We start from the raw sequence: 16,692 nt of genomic DNA, 5'->3' as shown, positions 1-16,692 counted from the left end.
CGCCGCAGACGCAGCAGACGACGACGGCCGGGGCCGGCCGTCGGGAAGGAGCATACGCGACGTGTTTGGATTCGGCAGGAAGAAGGACAAGGCGAAGCGCGACGCCGAAGCCGCGGCGCAGCCCATGCAGCCGTCGCCGCCGCAGGCCCCCGGCATGGGCGCCGTGGTGCCGCCGCCCGCCCCGACGAACGGGCATACGCACGGCCCGGTGCGGCTCATCGATCCGGTGCCCGGACAGCCGCAGGACATGCGCGTCGGCGTCGTGCAGGCGCTCGAGCAGCCCGAAGGCGGTCAGGGATACATCGTCGAACTCACGCCGGTCGGACAGATGAACATCCTCGCGTGGATCGGCGACGACGACGCCGTGCATCCGACCTCCACCGTGCTCGCCGAGGATCCGGGCACCGCGGACGTCGAACTCAAACTCGACCCGTGGAACGAAGGCAACGACCGCATCGGTGCGATCTTCATCTGGGACACCGTGCATGGCTTCCAGGGCGACGACCCCGACATCCCGATCTGCATCGGCGAATACACGGTCGACCGGGACCGCAGCGTATACATCGCCCAATGCTCCCTCGACGCCGGCACCTACGGTTCCGCGTCACATCCGCGTGCCGACGCGATCGCCGCATGCTGGCTGCTCGCATGCCGCCTGCCGGCGCTGCGCGGCGAGCGGATCACGACGAGCTCGGGCCGTTTCGCCGACCTCTTCGACCAGATCGAGAAGATGCCGCTGCCTGACGCGATCGACATGATCATCCACCGCGGCACGTCGAACACCGGCCGCGTCACGCCGGTCGAACGCGCGCTCGCGCGCCAGCTCGTCGAGATCGGCGCGCCGCAGCTGCGCGCGATCGCCGCGAACACCGAATTCAACCTGCGTCGTCTCGACACGACCGGCCAGTTCTGGATCAACTTCGACGAGGAGGCCGTGCAGGGGCTGCAACGCGACCTCGTCATCGCCGTCGAGGGCGCGTTCAACCGCGCCGTCGACGCGCGCAACGCCGCCGCGCACCGTGACAACGACGTCGCGTTGCTCGCGACGCTCGACGAGCGCACGACCGGTTTCGTGTTCCGTGACGCCTTCGGCCACTGGGGCGAGCATGCGCGCTTCGCACGCGGCCAAATCGACGCGCGCAACCCGTACATGGAGCTCTACGACGCGCACGCCAGACGCGGCGGCGCATGGGAGTCGCTGACGCGCTTCGGCAACGTCGCCGAACGGCTGCGGCTGCCGCTGCGCCTCCAATACGGCGTCGACGTCGACAACGCGTCCGGAGCGATGGCGATCGCGTTCAGCGCGCCGACGGCGATGGGCTTCCCGGCCTCGTGCGTCGACGACGACGGCGTCTGGCGCGACGTGCGCGACACGCGCGGCGCGCAGGCCTCCGTCTACGCGCTGCGGCTCGCCGGACTGCTCGCCTACGTTGGCTTCTCATCGAGCACGGCGACGACGTCGGTGACGATCACGGCGCGTGCCGGCACGATCACCGGCACGCCGGTGCTGTCGATGCGCTTCGAACGCATGGCCTTCTACGGCGCCGTGCTGCCGTACTACCTCGGCGGCGACATCGATGACGATGCCTTCAGCGTCGACCCGGCTGCGTTGCTGCGGCTGCTCGCGCCGGCCGCGCAGGCCGTCGACTTCGGAGAGGACCTCGGCCTCAGGGGCGTCACGCCGTTGCCGATGCCGCCGGCGATCAAAGCGCACCGCGTGCCGCTGTGGAAGGACATGCGCGAACTGCCCGCCGACCTCGGCGAACGGTTGCGCGCCGAACGCGCGTGCGAGCTCGACGTGCTGCACGACGATGCGCCGATCTCGATCGCCGACGTCGAGAAGATCATCAAGGACAACGAGGAATCGCCGGTCTCCGCCGCGATCGAACTCGAATCGGTCGTCATGGAACTGTCGAAGTCGCTGCCGCAGGAGACGCCGACGTTCCGCCCGCTGTACTGCAACAACCAGGGAGAGCGCGAACTCGTCACGCTCGCCGACGACGACGATCCGCAGACGCATGCGGACGGCCGGCCGAGCGTCGACCCGTCGACGATCCGGTACTTCAAGGTGCCGGACGCGCTGTTCCGCGCGCTGATCGAACTCGCGCGCATCAGCATCGCCAACGGGCAGCTCGACAAGGCGAGGGAGCTGCTCGCGCGCATCCACCACATCGGCAAGCTGTCGATCCCGCCGTACGTCAGCGAATCGGTGATGTACGTGGACGTCGACGAACCCGACTGGGCCAAGGACGCCGACGTGCTGACGAAGGCGTTGCCTTACGCCGTCGAGGCCTCCGACGTCGCCATGCTCTACTACCGCCTCGCCTACGCGATGCGCAACCTGGACAAGGCCGATCTGTCCGCCGCCTGCTACGCGATGACGCTGACGATGCCGGTGCGTTGGCTGCGCGACACGGCGATCGAGGAGCTGAGCGAGCTGCTTGACGGCGACCTGAGCCGTGCGCCGGCGATCGAGGACGCCAAACAGCTGCTGCGCGCGAACGGCATTCCGATCGTGCCGTCGCACGGCCTGATGCATCTGCTCGCGCGCAACACGATCGACCTCGTGGACGCCGGCTTCCCGAAGGCCGCCGGCATCGGCACGCGGCTGCTCGCGGCCGCCGAACGCGACGACACGCTCAACTGGCTCGGCGGCACATTGCTTTACGGCACCTACGGCGAGGACGAACTCGGCGACGAATGAGCGCGCCCGGACCTCCGGCCATAGGGTGGCCAAGCCCCGTAACGACCCCAGCAACGACCAAAGGACGCAACGATGACGCAGATGAACGGCACGAACGGTTTCACCGTGCCACCGATTCCGCCGGCGCCGGGATCCGGCGCCCCGACGCCGCCTCCGATGCCGGCGCCCCCGCAGCATGCGGCGCCGCAGCCGACGCGCGCACGGCATGCGGCGCACCCGATCCGCCAACTGGACGGCCACGGCCGCACCGACCGGCTGCCGGCGCTGCCCGGACAGCCGGTGGATCACGTTTACGAAGTGACGGACGCGCTGCCGCAGCCGGAGCGCGGCCTCGGCTACGTCGTCGAACGGGTCGCCGGTGGCGTGCGGATCCTCGCCTGGATTCGCGACGACATGAAGGTGTACCACACCGAACATCCGATCGACGAGGACGCCGGTGACCCGCTGCGCGACGACCATGCCGACATCCACCTCGACCAATGGGACGAAGGCAGTGAAGACCTCACCGGCGCGATGCGCGTACGCAGCATCTTCGATGCCGAACGCGGCGTCAGTTTCGGTGAATACCAGCGCACCGGCAACGATCTGACGATCCTCGCCGCCGCACTCGACTTCGGACCCTACGCGCATGGAGCGCACCCGATGACGGAGGTCCTCGCGGCGAGCTGGCTGCTCACCTACCATTTCCCGACGATCGCCGGGCGTCGTCCCGGTGTCGGCCTCGGCCGCATCTTTGACGAGTTCAGGAGGGTGACGCGCGAGCCGGTCGCCGACGCCGTCGACGCGATCGTCTGGAAGGGCGCCGTGAACGCGTCCACGGCGGCGCCGGCCGACCGTTTCGCCGCCCGTGAGCTCATCGAGGCCGGCGCGGCCGCGCTGCGTCCGGTCAGCGCACGTGAATCGGTGCGCTTCATCATCGTCGAGGGCACGAACCTGTTCTGGGCCGTGTTCAACGGCGACATGGCGACCGCTGACCGGCACGTCGTGCTCGCCATCGAATCCGCGCTCAACCGCATCGGCGCCGTGCGCCATGCGGCCGACGCGAAGGACAACGAGAACGGCTTCGTCACGACGCTCGACGAGGCCGCCTGCTACGACGCGGTGCGCCGTCGCGACCATATCTGGTCGCAGCACGTCGAGCATGTGCTCGACTACGCGGACGTCAACAACCGTTTCGCGCGAATCAACGACGCGGCGGCCGCGCCGGGCGGCATGTGGGACACGTTGACGCGCTTCATCACGATCGGCGAATCGCTGATCCTGCCGCATCGCTTCGAATACCGCGCCGACGTCAACACGGACACCGGCGAGATGGCGATCATCTTCTCCGCCCCCGACGAAACGCAGTTCCAGTCGAGCGACTGGCGCGACGGCCATGTCGTCGACGTGCGCGAGATGCGCGCCGCGCACGCCGCGACGTATGCGCTCGAACTCGCCGGACTGCTCGCGCAGATCGCGTTCACGGCCGGCCCGTCGGTCAACGCCGTCACCGTCACCGGATACCGCGGCTCGCTGTACAAGACCGAGGATCCGGTGCTCTCGCTGCGCTTCGACCGCGCGCGATTCACGGCGGACGTGCTGCCGCGCTACCGCGCCGGCGCCTTCGACGATGCGTCGCTCGACGACGACCCTGCGCGCGTCATGCCGATGCTCGAGCCGACGGCCTTCGCGCTCGCCTTCAACGCGCGCCGCGGCCTCGACGTCATCACGCCGCTGCCGGTGCCGCGGTCGCTGCTGGCGAACCGCACGCCGCTGTGGGCGGACACGCGTCCGCTGCCGCCGCAACTGTCCTCGCTGCTGCGCGCCGACCGCGCGCAGGACCTCGACATCCTGCACGACAACGCCTCGATCAAGGGATCGGAGGTCATGGATCTGCGGCGTGACAACGAGGAGGACACGCCGATCGGCACGTCGATCGAACTCGAATCGGTCATCATGCAGATCGAGATGAGCGAGCAGGCGCCGGCGAACCAGCGGCCGCTGTACTGCGAGAGCCCGACGCAGCGGCTTCTCGTCTCCCTCGTCGACGACGGCCCGGACACGCGCTACTGGAAGGCGCCGGACGCGCTGTACAACGCGCGCGTCGGCCTGACGCACATCTACCGCGACGACGGCGATTACCAGGCCGCCGTCGCGCAGGCGCAGGCGATGGAGCGCATCGCGCCGACCTGCGCGTCCGCGTATTTCGAGGAGGCGGTCGTGCACGCCGACAACGAGGACTACGAGGCCGCGGCGCGCGTGCTCAAGTTCGCGCTGACGATCGCCGTCGCGCGCGACGACGTCGACTTCGTCTACTACCGCCTCGCCTACGCGTTGTGGAATACCGGCGACCGTGAATCGGCGGCGGCCTGCTATGCGATGCGCACGCTCGACAGCGCCTCCTATGCGCCGTCCGCACGCCGTGAGGTCGCGCAGCTGCTTGCGCAGCTCGGCTGGGACAAGCTGCCCGACCATGACGACGCCGTCGCCAGGCTGCGCGAGGTCGGCATCCCGGTCGCCCCGCAGGCGCGCGCGCTCGATGTGCTCGCCGAGGCGGCGATGGGACTCGTCGACGCCGGATTCCCGTGCGCGGCCGACGCCGCCGCGGACATCCTCGCGAACTCAATCGAAGGCGACGTGTTGCGGCTGCTGCGCCAATGCCTGCGCTACGGCGTGCTCAACGCCGATGACGTGCTCGCGGCCGAGCGCGGGGAGTGACGCGCGCCGATGGGCGCCGATCGACGAAGACGGGCCGGGGCCTTGCGGTCCCGGCCCTGTTTTTGCATGGGTGGATTTTCGTGGAAGATCAGTCGGCGAGGCGCTCCTTGATGAACGCGGTCGCCTCGTCGTAGGGCGGGCAGACGGGGACTCCGTCCGCGTTGTGCGCGATCGACAGCGCGGCGGCCGCGTTCGCGATCTGCACGCTTGCCTCGAGGTCCCATCCCTCGGCGAGCAGCGCGCACAGCGCGCCGGTGTGCACGGGGCCGGCGGACCGGATGTGCGTCGCCTTCGTCGGGAAACCGTCGATGTGCATGACGCCTTCGCCGTGCTGGCGGATCCATGCGCCGCGCGAGCCGGCGCGCAGCACGATCGGCGCGTGCAGCACGTTGCTCAGCGCCGTGCACAGTTCGTGCATCGACTCGTCGAAGCCGCCGGAGACGCGCAGCGTCGGCGTCTCGTCGATGCTGATCGACAGCCGTTCGGCGAGCGAATACGCCTGCTGGCGGTTCATCGACCAGATCGGGCGTGCGAGGATCAACGTCTCGAGCAGCTGCGCATTGACGAGGCGCAGCGCGCTCGTCGAATTGAGCACGATGCGGAAGTCGCGCGCCTGCGGCTGGCATTCGGGGCGCGACAGGAACTGGTGGACGGCGATCGCGCCGTCGTTCATCAGCGCGTTGCTGCCGATGTGCACGACGTCGCCCTTCCTCGGATGGACGTTCCTGTAGGCGTCCGCATCGCCGCGCGACTCGGCGCCGTGATGCGCGACGTAGGATTTCGCGTCGCCGTCGGACAGGATGATGCGCATGCCGTTGTCCTGATTGGGCAATGTGCGGCCGGTGTGGGTGATGTGCGCCTGGCGCAGCGCATCCGCGATGCAGTCGGCCCACGGGCCGGTGCCCATCATGCTCGCCAACTCGGTGCGGGCGCCCATATGTCCCGCCGCGTCGAGCACCTGGAAGCTGCCGCCGATCGAACGGGTCACCGTGGCCGCCTCGACGAAACGGCCGGCCTGCGGCATCTCCGGCACGTGCATCAGCGTGTCCACCCAGGTCTGGCCGAGGGAGACGACGGTCGGTTCATGGTCGCGCTGCGCGCGGATCTTATTGACGATGTCACTGAGCATGACTGGTTCCTTTCTCACCGGAACCCGGCGCGATTCCCGCCTGTGGCTGCGCGCGAGGCTCCACTACCTCTTCCTTTACCCACTCCCGATATGATCCGGCACTTTCCGGTACCGATTGGCGGCCCCCTGAGAAGACGCTCTGGTTATGATTGTAGACGCTGCATGCGGGAACGGGACACGGGGCGGTGCGGATGCGGGCAGTCAGCGTTCTCGATGGAGCTTGCTGGGACTTGATGGGCGCGGTTGGGCGCAATTGTGAAGAATGCAACGGAAAAGTGGCGTTGTCCGGCATCTGGATGTATCATTGGGAAGTTGTGTGTGACGGCGTACGTTCTTGTATGCACGCAGCCGCACGCAGACTTGCAAGTCAACAGTAATTTATAGGGAGTCCATTATGGCAGCTCGTTGTGCAGTGTGTGGCAAGGGCCCGCGTACGGGTTATTCCGTGTCGCACTCGCATATTCGTAACAAGCGCCGCTTCCTGCCGAACCTCCAGCCGGTTCGCACCACCGTGGACGGCCAGAACGTCCGCCTTCGCGTGTGCGCGAAATGCCTCAAGGCAGGCAAGGTTCAGCGTGTGAGCGCCAACTGATATGCATTGAACCATGCGGAACGCATGAGGAAGCCCCGTCGGATGAGTCCATCTCGTCCGGCGGGGCTTTTCGTTGCCCGGGGTTGCCGGAGGTAGCGGGGCGGGGGTGTCCGGCGTCGAAGTGGCGGAGCAGGTACGGGACGCCGCGGCTCTCGGCCGCCGGCCGCCGTCGCGGGTGGGATCGTCGGCCGGGTCGATGGTTCGGCCCGGAAAGTGGCTGGTCGGCGGGATGGTTCGTCGGCGTCCTCGACGGTTTGGGACGCTGCAGGTGGGTTCGTCGGCCGGGTCGATGGTTCGGCCCGGAAAGTGGCTGGTCGGCGGGATGGTTCGTCGGCGTCCTCGACGGATCGGGACGCTGCAGGTGGGTTCGGCGGCCGTGTCGATGGTTCGGGACGGAAAGGCGCCGGTTCGCGGGTGTGTTCGTCGGTCCGCTCGACGGTTTGGGACGCCGCGGCCCGTTCCGTCGGGTGCGTCGATGGTTCGGCCCGGAAAGTGGCTGGTCGGCGGGATGGTTCGTCGGCGTCCTCGACGGTTTGGGACGCCGCGGCCCGTTCCGTCGGCCGGGTCGATGGCTCGGCCCGGAAAGTGGCTGGTTTCCGGGTGGATCCGTCGGGTGCGTCGACGGATTGGCCCGGAATCGGACCCGGCGGGACGCGCCGTGGCGCCTCGTCCGCGCGCGTGCGACAATGGGGGACTATGAGTACCGTGACCGTGGAATCACCGCTGGCGTCGTTGCTGACGAACAAGCGGCGCGTCAGCGCGCTCAAGGCGCTCGGCGTCACGACGGTCGGCGAGGCGCTCAGCTACTATCCGTTCCGCGTGACCGAGCCGGTGCCGGTGCGCGCGCTCAGCGACGTGCGCTTCGGCGAGAAGATGGCCTGCCCGGTCGTCGTGCGCGGCGTGCGCGTCGCGCCGATGAGCTCGCGCGGCTCCTACCGCCTCGAGGTGCTCGTTGACGACGCCGACTACGCGCGCGACCACGGGCTGCGCCCCGCCGCCGCGAACCTCGTCTTCTTCGCCCACCGCAAGTCGTATATCGACTGGATGGCGTCACGGCTGGCCACCGGCATGCGCATCGTCATCGCCGGCGATCCGAGCGTGTTCAACGACCGCCTGCAGTTCACGCATCCCGAGATCCTGACCGTCGCCCCCGACACGCCGCCGCCCGCGCCGGCGCAGCTCGCCTTCGACGATCCCGCCGCCGCGCGCGCCGCCGGCCGTCCGCGCAACACGCCCGCCCGCACGCTCAAATACGACGTCGACTCCGTCGCGCAGGGCCTCGCCCGCGTCTGCCGTCCGCGCCCTGTCTACCATGCGAACTCGCGTATCTCGAGCGAACACATCCACGAGACGATCCTGATGCTGCTGCATATGCTCGCCGGCGAGGAGCCGCAGTCCGCCGCCGAACCTTCCGACGACGCCCCGGCGCGCTCGCTGTGGGACGACGGCGAATCCGTGCGCGCCGCGCTCGAAAAGGCGATTCCGGACGTGCTGCCGGAACAGGTGCGCGCCGAACTCAATCTGATGCACCGCGCGCAGGCCTTCTGCGCGATCCACGACCCCGACGCCGTCGCCGACTTCCGCCATGCGATCCGGACGATGCGCTACGAGGAGGCCTTCGTCTGCCAGTGCGCGCTGCTGATGGCGCGCGACGCGGCGAGCGCGAGCGAGGCCTTCCCCTGCGGCGACGTCACGTTGCGCGACGACTACATCGCCACGCTGCCGTTCCCGCTGACCCACGGCCAGCGCGCCGTCATCGACCAAATCGGCGATGACATGCGCGCCGACCACCCGATGCAGCGGCTGCTGCAGGGCGAGGTCGGCTCCGGCAAGACCGTCGTCGCCGTCGCCGCGATGCTGCAGGCCGTCGGCTCGGGGCATCAGGCCGTGCTCGTCGCGCCGACGCAGGTGCTCGCCGAACAGCATTACCAATCGATCGCCGCATCGGTCGGCGCATTGGACGCCGACGTGCCGGTGCTGCTGCTCACCGGCGGCATGAAGCTCGCCGCGCGCCGCCGCGTCCTCGCGAAGGCCGCGAGCGGCGAGCCGTGCATCGTCGTCGCGACGCACGCCGCGTTCTCGAAGTCGTTCCAGACGCCGAACCTCGCGCTCGCCGTCATCGACGAGCAGCACCGCTTCGGCGTCGAGCAGCGCGACACGTTGCGCGGCAAGTCGGAGCGCGATCCGCATCTGCTCGTCATGACGGCGACGCCGATCCCGCGCACGGCGGCGATGACGTGGTTCGGCGACCTCGACATCTCATGGCTGACCGAACTGCCGGGCGGCCGCCGTCCGATCCGCACGTTCATCGTGCCGGAGGACGACGGCAAGCTGATGTCCGACATGTTCTGGCATCTGCGCGCGCGCGTCGACGCCGGTGAGCGCGCGTACGTCGTCTGCCCGCGCATCGACGTGCCGGAGGACGACGGTGCGACCTCCGCCGACGACGACATGCAGGTCGTCGAGCTCGGCGACGAAGCCGACCATCCGCGTCCGCCGCTGCGTTCGGTGGAGGAGATCCGCGAACGATTGCAGTCGCTGCCGCAGTTCCGCGGCGTCGCGATCTGCACGCTCACCGGGCGTGACGACGACAAGACGAAGCAGCATGTCATGGAGGGGTTCGCGAGCGGCGCGACGCCGGTCATGGTCGCGACGACCGTCATCGAGGTCGGCGTCGATGTGCCGCAGGCGAGCTGCATCGTCATCTTCGACGCCGACCGCTACGGCCTGTCGCAGCTGCATCAGCTGCGCGGACGCGTCGGCCGAGGCGGCACCGACGCGTGGGCGTTCCTCGTTTCGCGGGCCGAGCCGGCGTCGATCGCCGAGGAACGGCTGCAGGTCATCGCCGATTCGCTCGACGGCGCCGACATCGCCGCCAAGGACCTCGAATTGCGCGGCGCCGGCGACGTGCTGGGCGACGCGCAGTCGGGCGGCAAGTCGAGCCTCAGGCTGCTGCGCGTCGTCAAGGATGCGCCGATGATCGCCGATGCGCGCGAACGTGCACAGGCCGTGCTTGACGCCGATCCGACGCTCGACGGGCATGTGCAGCTCGCCGGCGCCGTCCTCGATTTCACGCGCGGCAACGAGAAGTTCCTGACGAGCAACTGAGTCGGACGGATCGGCAGATGCAGGTTGCGACACGCCGATGGGGTGCCGTCGTTTGTGAAAACATTGGGGAAATTGCCGATGGCGGATGTGCGTTTCCATGGTTCTTTGCGCGATGGTATGTGGCAACAGCGGCGCGATCGCGCTGTGCATGCGTGGATGGGACGCTTGCGGGCGCACATATTGAGACGCCATCGACGCCCCGCGATTCTGCTGATAGCGTGTATGCTGAAAGGTAAAACCGGAACCTCGCTGATGAAGTAGGGATTGCATCCGCGGTGTCCGGATCCTGATTTCCTGCGGGGGGGGGGGGGGCTCATTTGCGCTTCTGTCCACAGGGGGAAAACCGAGACAAAGGCACTGTGATGAATGGACAGCAGGTGCTCGAGTGGGGGAAGCGACTCTTCGACTCAGTGAGCACATATACGAAAAAAACGGCTGCGGCCGTGATCGGCCTGGTGATGATCGCGACGATGGCGATCGTCATGACGCCGACGCGCGCGGAGGCGAGCAATGCCGAACGCGTCGCCGATCCGACGACATTCACGCAGTGGGAGCAGGGCATCGGCAACCAGACCGATCCGCGATCGACCGGCCGAGTGTGGACCGACAAGTCGGTCTCGACGGATGCCGTTGAGCTCAAGACCTACGATGGCAAGACAGTGCGTGTGGCGCCGAAGCATACCGACAAGGACGCGTTCCTCGTCGGGCTTTCGGCGATGTCAAGCGCGCAGAAGATCACCGGCGTCTCGAACGTGACGAAGCCGCTCGACATCGTGCTCGTGCTTGATACGTCCAGTTCGATGACGAGCGGTTTCGGATACCGTGAGGTATACCCGCCATTCACTGAGACGCAGTTGAAAGAACTGTTCATCCTGAAAGCCAATGGGCACCATCAGAGAATCACCTGCAACGCGGCTGGGACCTCATGCCGCCGGGATGACACGAACAGAAGCATTACTGTCAAAACAGGCCCGAACGACACCAACCCCCAGCATACGCAAGTGTATTATCGCGATACGTTCAAGATCACGGCGTTGCAGACCGCAGTCAATCATTTCATCGACCAGACGATCACGGCGAATGGAACCGTAGCCAATCCGAATAGGAAAAACCGCATCGGACTGATTTCATACGGCACCAATGTCACCGTCCAGAGTAGTCTGACCGATGACCTCGATGGGCTGAAGACCAAAGTGGATGCGCTGACAACGGCTGGGCTCACCCGCTCCGATCGGGCATTGGAGCAGGCACAATCGATGTTGTCCTCGGGTGCTCGCGCCGATGCCTCCCAGATCGTCATCTTCTTCACCGATGGCTTGCCTACGGGAAGCGAAGGTGATAAATTCAATCCGACAATCGCCAACGACGCGATTACACAGGCGAAGGCCATCAAGGACGGCTTCGCGTCGATTTACGCCGTCGGCATCTTCGATAACGCCGACCCTGCCATCGATGTGTCTGATGTAACCGCAGACAGCAGCGACGCACTGAAGGCGAATGCGTTCATGCAGGCCGTCTCCAGCAACTATCCGGATGCGACAGCATATACGGCGCTTGGCGCGCGTGCCCCCGACGCCGATTACTATCTGACAGCCTCTGATTCGCAATCGCTCAATACCGTTTTCGAGACGATCTGGGACGAGGTGTCAAGCAAGCCGACGTCGCCGATCCAGTCGAGCACGACGAGCGGCACGACGGCCGGCTCGTCGCATGGCGTCGTGCGCTTCACCGACCAGCTCGGCGACTACATGCATGTGCTCGACATGAACAGCATCGTCTTCGCCGGGCAGCAATTCGAGCAGGTCTCGAAAACCACATCAGGCGACACGACGACCTACGTCTTCGAAGGCACCGTCGAAGCGAACGAGATCTACAAGGCCGCCGATCTGAGCAGGATGACTATCACCGTGCGCAGCTTCGACACGACGACGCCGGACGCCGAAGGCTATACGCCGGCTCGTCAGGGCGATCTCGTGACCGTCGACGTGCCCGAGGAACTGTTGCCGTTGCGCCTGTATTCGGCGAAGGTCAACGCCGACGGCACCGTCGAGACGCAGATCAACCGCACTCATCCGATGCGCCTGTTCTACGAGGTCGGGCTCAAGGACGGAGTCCGGGAGCTCGTCTCGAAGCCGGACGACGACATGACCCAGTACATCGCGGCGAACAAAGGCGCCGACGGCAAGATCCGCTTCCTGACGAACCGCTACGACGGCCAGCCGAACGAAGGCTACGGCAATACGACCGCCGTGTTCACGCCGGCGACGACGAACGACTTCTACTATTTCACGCAGGACACGCCGCTGTACGCTTCGCAGAGCCTCGACGCTCCGGCGAAGGAGGTCGACGCCGCCGGCACCTACTACTACCAGCGTGTGTTCTACGCCGATATGGTGGATGGCGAGCACACCGACGAGGCCAGCGGCATCGTGACCTCATGCTCGGCGAAGACGTGCACGCAATGGGTTCCGGTGCCCGGCGACGCCGCCGTCCGTGCCGCATCGAAGAACCCGGCGACCGATCAGTACTATGCGACGGCCGGTACTCCCCGCACCGTGCTCGCGAACCAGTACACGCGCGAGAAGAAGGAGAATCCGACCAATACCGCGAAGTACGCGTCGTCGCCGCAATGGCGCGATACACAGGTCAATGTGCGCCTCGGCAACAACGGCCTGCAGCTGATCGAGATCCCCGGTGCGCTCACGGTGACCGAGGACGTCGTCTGGCCGCAGGGCGTCACGCCCGATCCGGACAAGTCCTTCCCGTTCACGTTGACGTTGAAGAACGCGGACGGGACCGACTTCAGCGGCACCGTGCGCGGCGAGAAGAGCGACGGCACGATCATCGAGATAGGCAACGGCTCGACCTTCTCGCTCAAGGACGGCGAATCGATCAGCGTCTACGACATCCCGGCCGGCGTCACGGCGACCTGTATGCAGACGGATGCCGGCGGTCCCGGCTGGAGCGTCGATGATGGTCCGACGCGTGCGGGAACGGTGACTTCCGGCGGCATGCTGACGATGCCGTATGTGAACCGCTACACGCTCGAGCCGGTCACGCTCGAGGAGCCGTCGGTCAGCGGCGTCAAGGTGCTTGAAGGTCGAGACTGGAACACCGACAACGACCGCTTCACGTTCACGATCAGCGCCGGTGATGCGAATCCGGCCGACGCGATGCCCGAGCAGACGAGCGTCACATTGAGCGGCGGATATCACAATCACGACCAGGTGCCGTTCACCTTCGGTTCGATCGTCTACACGGTGCCGGGCACCTATCGGTACGTCATCAGGGAGTCCGACAACACCGATACCGGCGACGCGCAGCCCAACATGCGCTATTCGGCGGCGCGCTATGTGCTCACCGTCGTCGTCAAGGACGACGGGAACGGCAATCTGATGATCGCCAGCCGACAGCTGACGCACACCTTCACCGACGACGGCGCGCATATCGACGGCGAACCGGTCGTCGAAGGCGGCGTCGCCGTGTTCACGAACCGGTTCCTCGGCACCAACAAGGCCACGGCCGACATCCACGGCATCAAGCGTTACGAGGACGTCACCGGCACGAACCCGAACAACACGGTCGGCAAGTTCAAGGTGCGCGTCACCGCCGATCCGGCCAATCCCGATGGCGGCCCCGAGCTGCCCGAAGGCGGCGCGATCATCAACGTCGGTCTTGACGGCAGCTGGCGGCAGGTCCTCCAGTTCACCGGCAGCGCGCTTGGCCACGATGACGAGCCGAAGCGGTTCACCTACCATGTCAGCGAAGTCGTCCCCGAAGGCGTGACGGTCGAGAATCCGACGAAGGACGGCATGACCTACGACCTGAACGACTACACGGTCGTCGTGACGGTGAGCCGCGACGCGCAGGCTAACCTCGTCACGTCGGTCGAATATCCCGGCGGCGGCACGCAGGTCGAGCTGAGCAACCGCTACGAGGCGACGCCTGTTGACGCCCAGCTGGACGTGCGGAAGAAGGTCACCGGCGGCGCCGCCGCGGAAGGCAAGTTCACGTTCGAAGCCTCGCTCGCCGGCGAAGCGGCGAACGTGATGGTGAACGATGCTCCATGGGCCGGTACGCTGACGGCCACGACGCCGGAGATCGCCAAGGACGCCACCGGCGATGTGACGTTCCCGAAGTTGACCTTCACGAAGCCGGGCACCTATACGTTCACGATCAACGAACAGCTGCCGGAGACGGTGCTGCCGGACACATTGCAGCCGACGGCCGAAGGCTGGACCTACGACACGCACCGGCACACGGTGACCGTCGTCGTCACGGACGAGCAGGGCACGCTGCAGGCGACGCTGGGCTCCGACGAATCGACGAAGCTGTTCACGAACAGCTACGCCGTTGAACCGCTCGACTACGGCGACGTCGGCGCGCTGCGCATCAGCAAGACATTGACCGGACGCGCGATGCGCGCAGGCGAGTTCCCGTTCGGCATCACGCCGATCGGCGATGCCCCGCTTCCGGAAGGCGCGGGACGGACCTCGAACCCCTACACAGCTCCGGCAGGTCAGGCGCTCGTCTGGCCGGTCAACGGCACATTGCTCGGCGGACTGACCTTCACGAAGGAGGACGCCGGCAAGACCTACTGCTACGAGATCGCCGAAATCGTCCCGTCTGCCGCGATGCCCGGACCGGACGGCGGACCCGTCTTCCAAGGCGTGACCTACGACACCGCCGTGCACAAGGCGTGCATCGCCGTCAGCGACACCGGCAAGGGCACGCTCGAGGCGACGACGACCGTCGATGATGCAGCCACTACGGTCGCGGCGTTCACGAACCATTACAAGATCGAGCCGACGACGCAGTCCGTCACGTTCATGAAGGCGCTGCAGGGCCGCGACTGGAAGGACGGCGAGTCCTTCACGTTCGCGCTCGCCGTCGATAAGGACTCCTCCTCCGTCGATGAAACGACGCTCGGCGCGGCCATGCCGCAGACCCATGAGGTGACGGTGACGAAAGACAACGCCAACGGCTTCGGATTCGGCGACTTCACGTTCAGCAAGCCGGGCACCTATGTCTATACGGTCACCGAAGCCAACGCCGGCAAGACGATCGACGGTCTGCAGTACGCGGAGTCGGCGCAGCTGCGCTTCAGCGTCGTCGACAACGGCCTTGGCGAGTACAGCGTCGGGTGGACGGTCACCGGCATCGACGGTACGACCTTCGTCAACGTGTACGAGCCGGAGCCGGTGCAGGTGGCGACTCCGGCCGAACTGACGAAGGAACTGCGTGCGCCGTCCTGGGACGACGATTGGAGGTTCCGCTTCACGCTGCAGGACGTGACCGAATACGCGGACGACGACCCGCAGCCGACATTGCCGCAATGGACGGTCCAGCAAGGCGACGACGAGGCCACCGGCGGCGACGCGACCGACGACGGCGACCCCGGCGAAGCGCCCGAAACACCGCAGAGCCCGCTCAGCTGCGATGTCGAGACGCGCACATGCACGGTGGGCGTCGGCAAACCGGAAAGCGGCCTCGTTACGCCGATTGACTTCGGCACCTTCACGTTCACCCGCGCCGGCGCCTACGTCTACGAAGTCCGCGAAATCGACGATTCGGCGACCCAAGGCGGCATCTACTACGACACGCATACGGCGACGCTCACGATCACGGTGACCGATGAAGGCAACGGCAAGCTGACGGCGACAACGCGTGTTGACGACGGCACCTTCGTCAACACGGCCGGCGTCGAACTGCCATCGACCGGCGGCAGACGCGAACAGGGCATGATCACGCTTGCGCTTGCGATCGTGTTCCTCTTCGGTGCCGCAGGCTGTGCGATCCGTATGAACCGCGTCACGATGGGCGGGTGAGGCGCTAGGCTCGAAGCCATGCATGTCATCACCGGCAGATTCAAGGGCGCGCCGCTCACGACGCCGCTTTCCGTGACGCGACCGACGACCGACCGCACGAAGGAGGCGTTGTTCTCGCGCCTCGAATCGCACGGCCTGCTGCGGGACGCGCGGGTGCTTGACCTCTTCGGCGGCACCGGCGCGCTCGGCATCGAGGCGCTGAGCCGCGGCGCGCGCGAGCTCGTCGTCGTCGAGGCGAACGCGCAGGCGGCGAAACTGATCGCCGGCACGTTGACGGCGCTCAAGCGGCACCACGGATGGGAAAAGGGCATGGACGCGCATGTCGTGCGCGCGAAGGCCGAACGCTACGCGGCGAAGGCGAAGGTAGACGCGCCGTTCGACCTTGTGCTCATCGATCCGCCGTACATATTCGCGACCGACGACTGCGCACGGCTGCTCGACGACCTCGTCGCGCGCGGATTGGTGGGGGAGGACGGCGCGATCGTCCTCGAACGCTCGAAGCGTACGGCTGCGCCTGCCGCGCCCGCAGGATGGGTCGAGGACGACCGCCGCGACTACGGCGAGACGACCGTCTACACCTACCGTTCGGCCGCCTATGAGCGGCTCGTCGACGCGCAGCGCGCTGACTGAAACG

At 66.8% G+C, this 16,692-nt stretch carries 7 protein-coding genes; 6 read left to right on the top strand and 1 reads right to left on the bottom strand.

Going from position 1 to position 16,692, the window contains the following annotated elements:
• The first annotated feature begins 61 nt into the window (after positions 1 to 61).
• The gene (locus B1400_RS03215) at positions 62 to 2,704 is read left to right on the top strand and encodes a tetratricopeptide repeat protein (protein WP_095613021.1); all 2,643 of its coding nucleotides are present in this window, start codon (positions 62 to 64) and stop codon (positions 2,702 to 2,704) included.
• A 72-nt stretch (positions 2,705 to 2,776) separates the two neighbouring features.
• Positions 2,777 to 5,401 carry a tetratricopeptide repeat protein gene (locus tag B1400_RS03210; RefSeq protein ID WP_095613020.1) on the top strand — a complete coding sequence of 875 codons (2,625 nt, stop codon included), beginning with the start codon at positions 2,777 to 2,779 and terminating at the stop codon, positions 5,399 to 5,401.
• Positions 5,402 to 5,489: 88 nt separating this feature from the next.
• Here B1400_RS03210 and B1400_RS03205 read toward each other — a convergent pair whose 3' ends face one another.
• Positions 5,490 to 6,530 (bottom strand): PfkB family carbohydrate kinase, encoded by a 1,041-nt coding sequence (locus B1400_RS03205; protein ID WP_095613019.1) that lies wholly within the window; start codon positions 6,528 to 6,530, stop codon positions 5,490 to 5,492.
• A 394-nt stretch (positions 6,531 to 6,924) separates the two neighbouring features.
• On the opposite strand from B1400_RS03205, the gene rpmB reads away from it, so the two are divergent.
• The 4 genes from rpmB to B1400_RS03185 all read left to right on the top strand — a co-directional run bounded on the left by rpmB (position 6,925) and on the right by B1400_RS03185 (position 16,688).
• Complete coding sequence (rpmB, locus tag B1400_RS03200; protein ID WP_081663964.1) at positions 6,925 to 7,122, top strand: 50S ribosomal protein L28; 198 nt, start codon at positions 6,925 to 6,927, stop codon at positions 7,120 to 7,122.
• A gap of 696 nt (positions 7,123 to 7,818) precedes the next feature.
• Positions 7,819 to 10,230 (top strand): ATP-dependent DNA helicase RecG, encoded by a 2,412-nt coding sequence (locus B1400_RS03195; protein ID WP_095613018.1) that lies wholly within the window; start codon positions 7,819 to 7,821, stop codon positions 10,228 to 10,230.
• A gap of 362 nt (positions 10,231 to 10,592) precedes the next feature.
• On the top strand, positions 10,593 to 16,058 hold the full coding sequence (locus tag B1400_RS03190) for a Spy0128 family protein (RefSeq protein ID WP_095613017.1): 5,466 nt from the start codon (positions 10,593 to 10,595) through the stop codon (positions 16,056 to 16,058).
• An 18-nt stretch (positions 16,059 to 16,076) separates the two neighbouring features.
• Entirely contained in the window at positions 16,077 to 16,688 is a 612-nt protein-coding gene (locus B1400_RS03185) for an RsmD family RNA methyltransferase (protein ID WP_095613016.1), read from the top strand.
• Positions 16,689 to 16,692: the final 4 nt, after the last annotated feature.

This window comes from Bifidobacterium italicum (assembly GCF_002286915.1).
Taxonomy (GTDB): domain Bacteria; phylum Actinomycetota; class Actinomycetes; order Actinomycetales; family Bifidobacteriaceae; genus Bifidobacterium; species Bifidobacterium italicum.
This window is presented reverse-complemented; position numbering and strand designations above follow the sequence as displayed.

Bases quoted from the DNA above. Each gene is read 5' to 3' on its own strand.
- rpmB (WP_081663964.1), top strand. From the start codon at position 6,925: ATGGCAGCTCGTTGTGCAGTGTGTGGCAAGGGCCCGCGTACGGGTTAT.
- B1400_RS03195 (WP_095613018.1), top strand. From the start codon at position 7,819: ATGAGTACCGTGACCGTGGAATCACCGCTGGCGTCGTTGCTGACGAAC.
- B1400_RS03190 (WP_095613017.1), top strand. From the start codon at position 10,593: ATGAATGGACAGCAGGTGCTCGAGTGGGGGAAGCGACTCTTCGACTCA.
- B1400_RS03210 (WP_095613020.1), top strand. From the start codon at position 2,777: ATGACGCAGATGAACGGCACGAACGGTTTCACCGTGCCACCGATTCCG.
- B1400_RS03205 (WP_095613019.1), bottom strand. From the start codon at position 6,530: ATGCTCAGTGACATCGTCAATAAGATCCGCGCGCAGCGCGACCATGAA.
- B1400_RS03185 (WP_095613016.1), top strand. From the start codon at position 16,077: ATGCATGTCATCACCGGCAGATTCAAGGGCGCGCCGCTCACGACGCCG.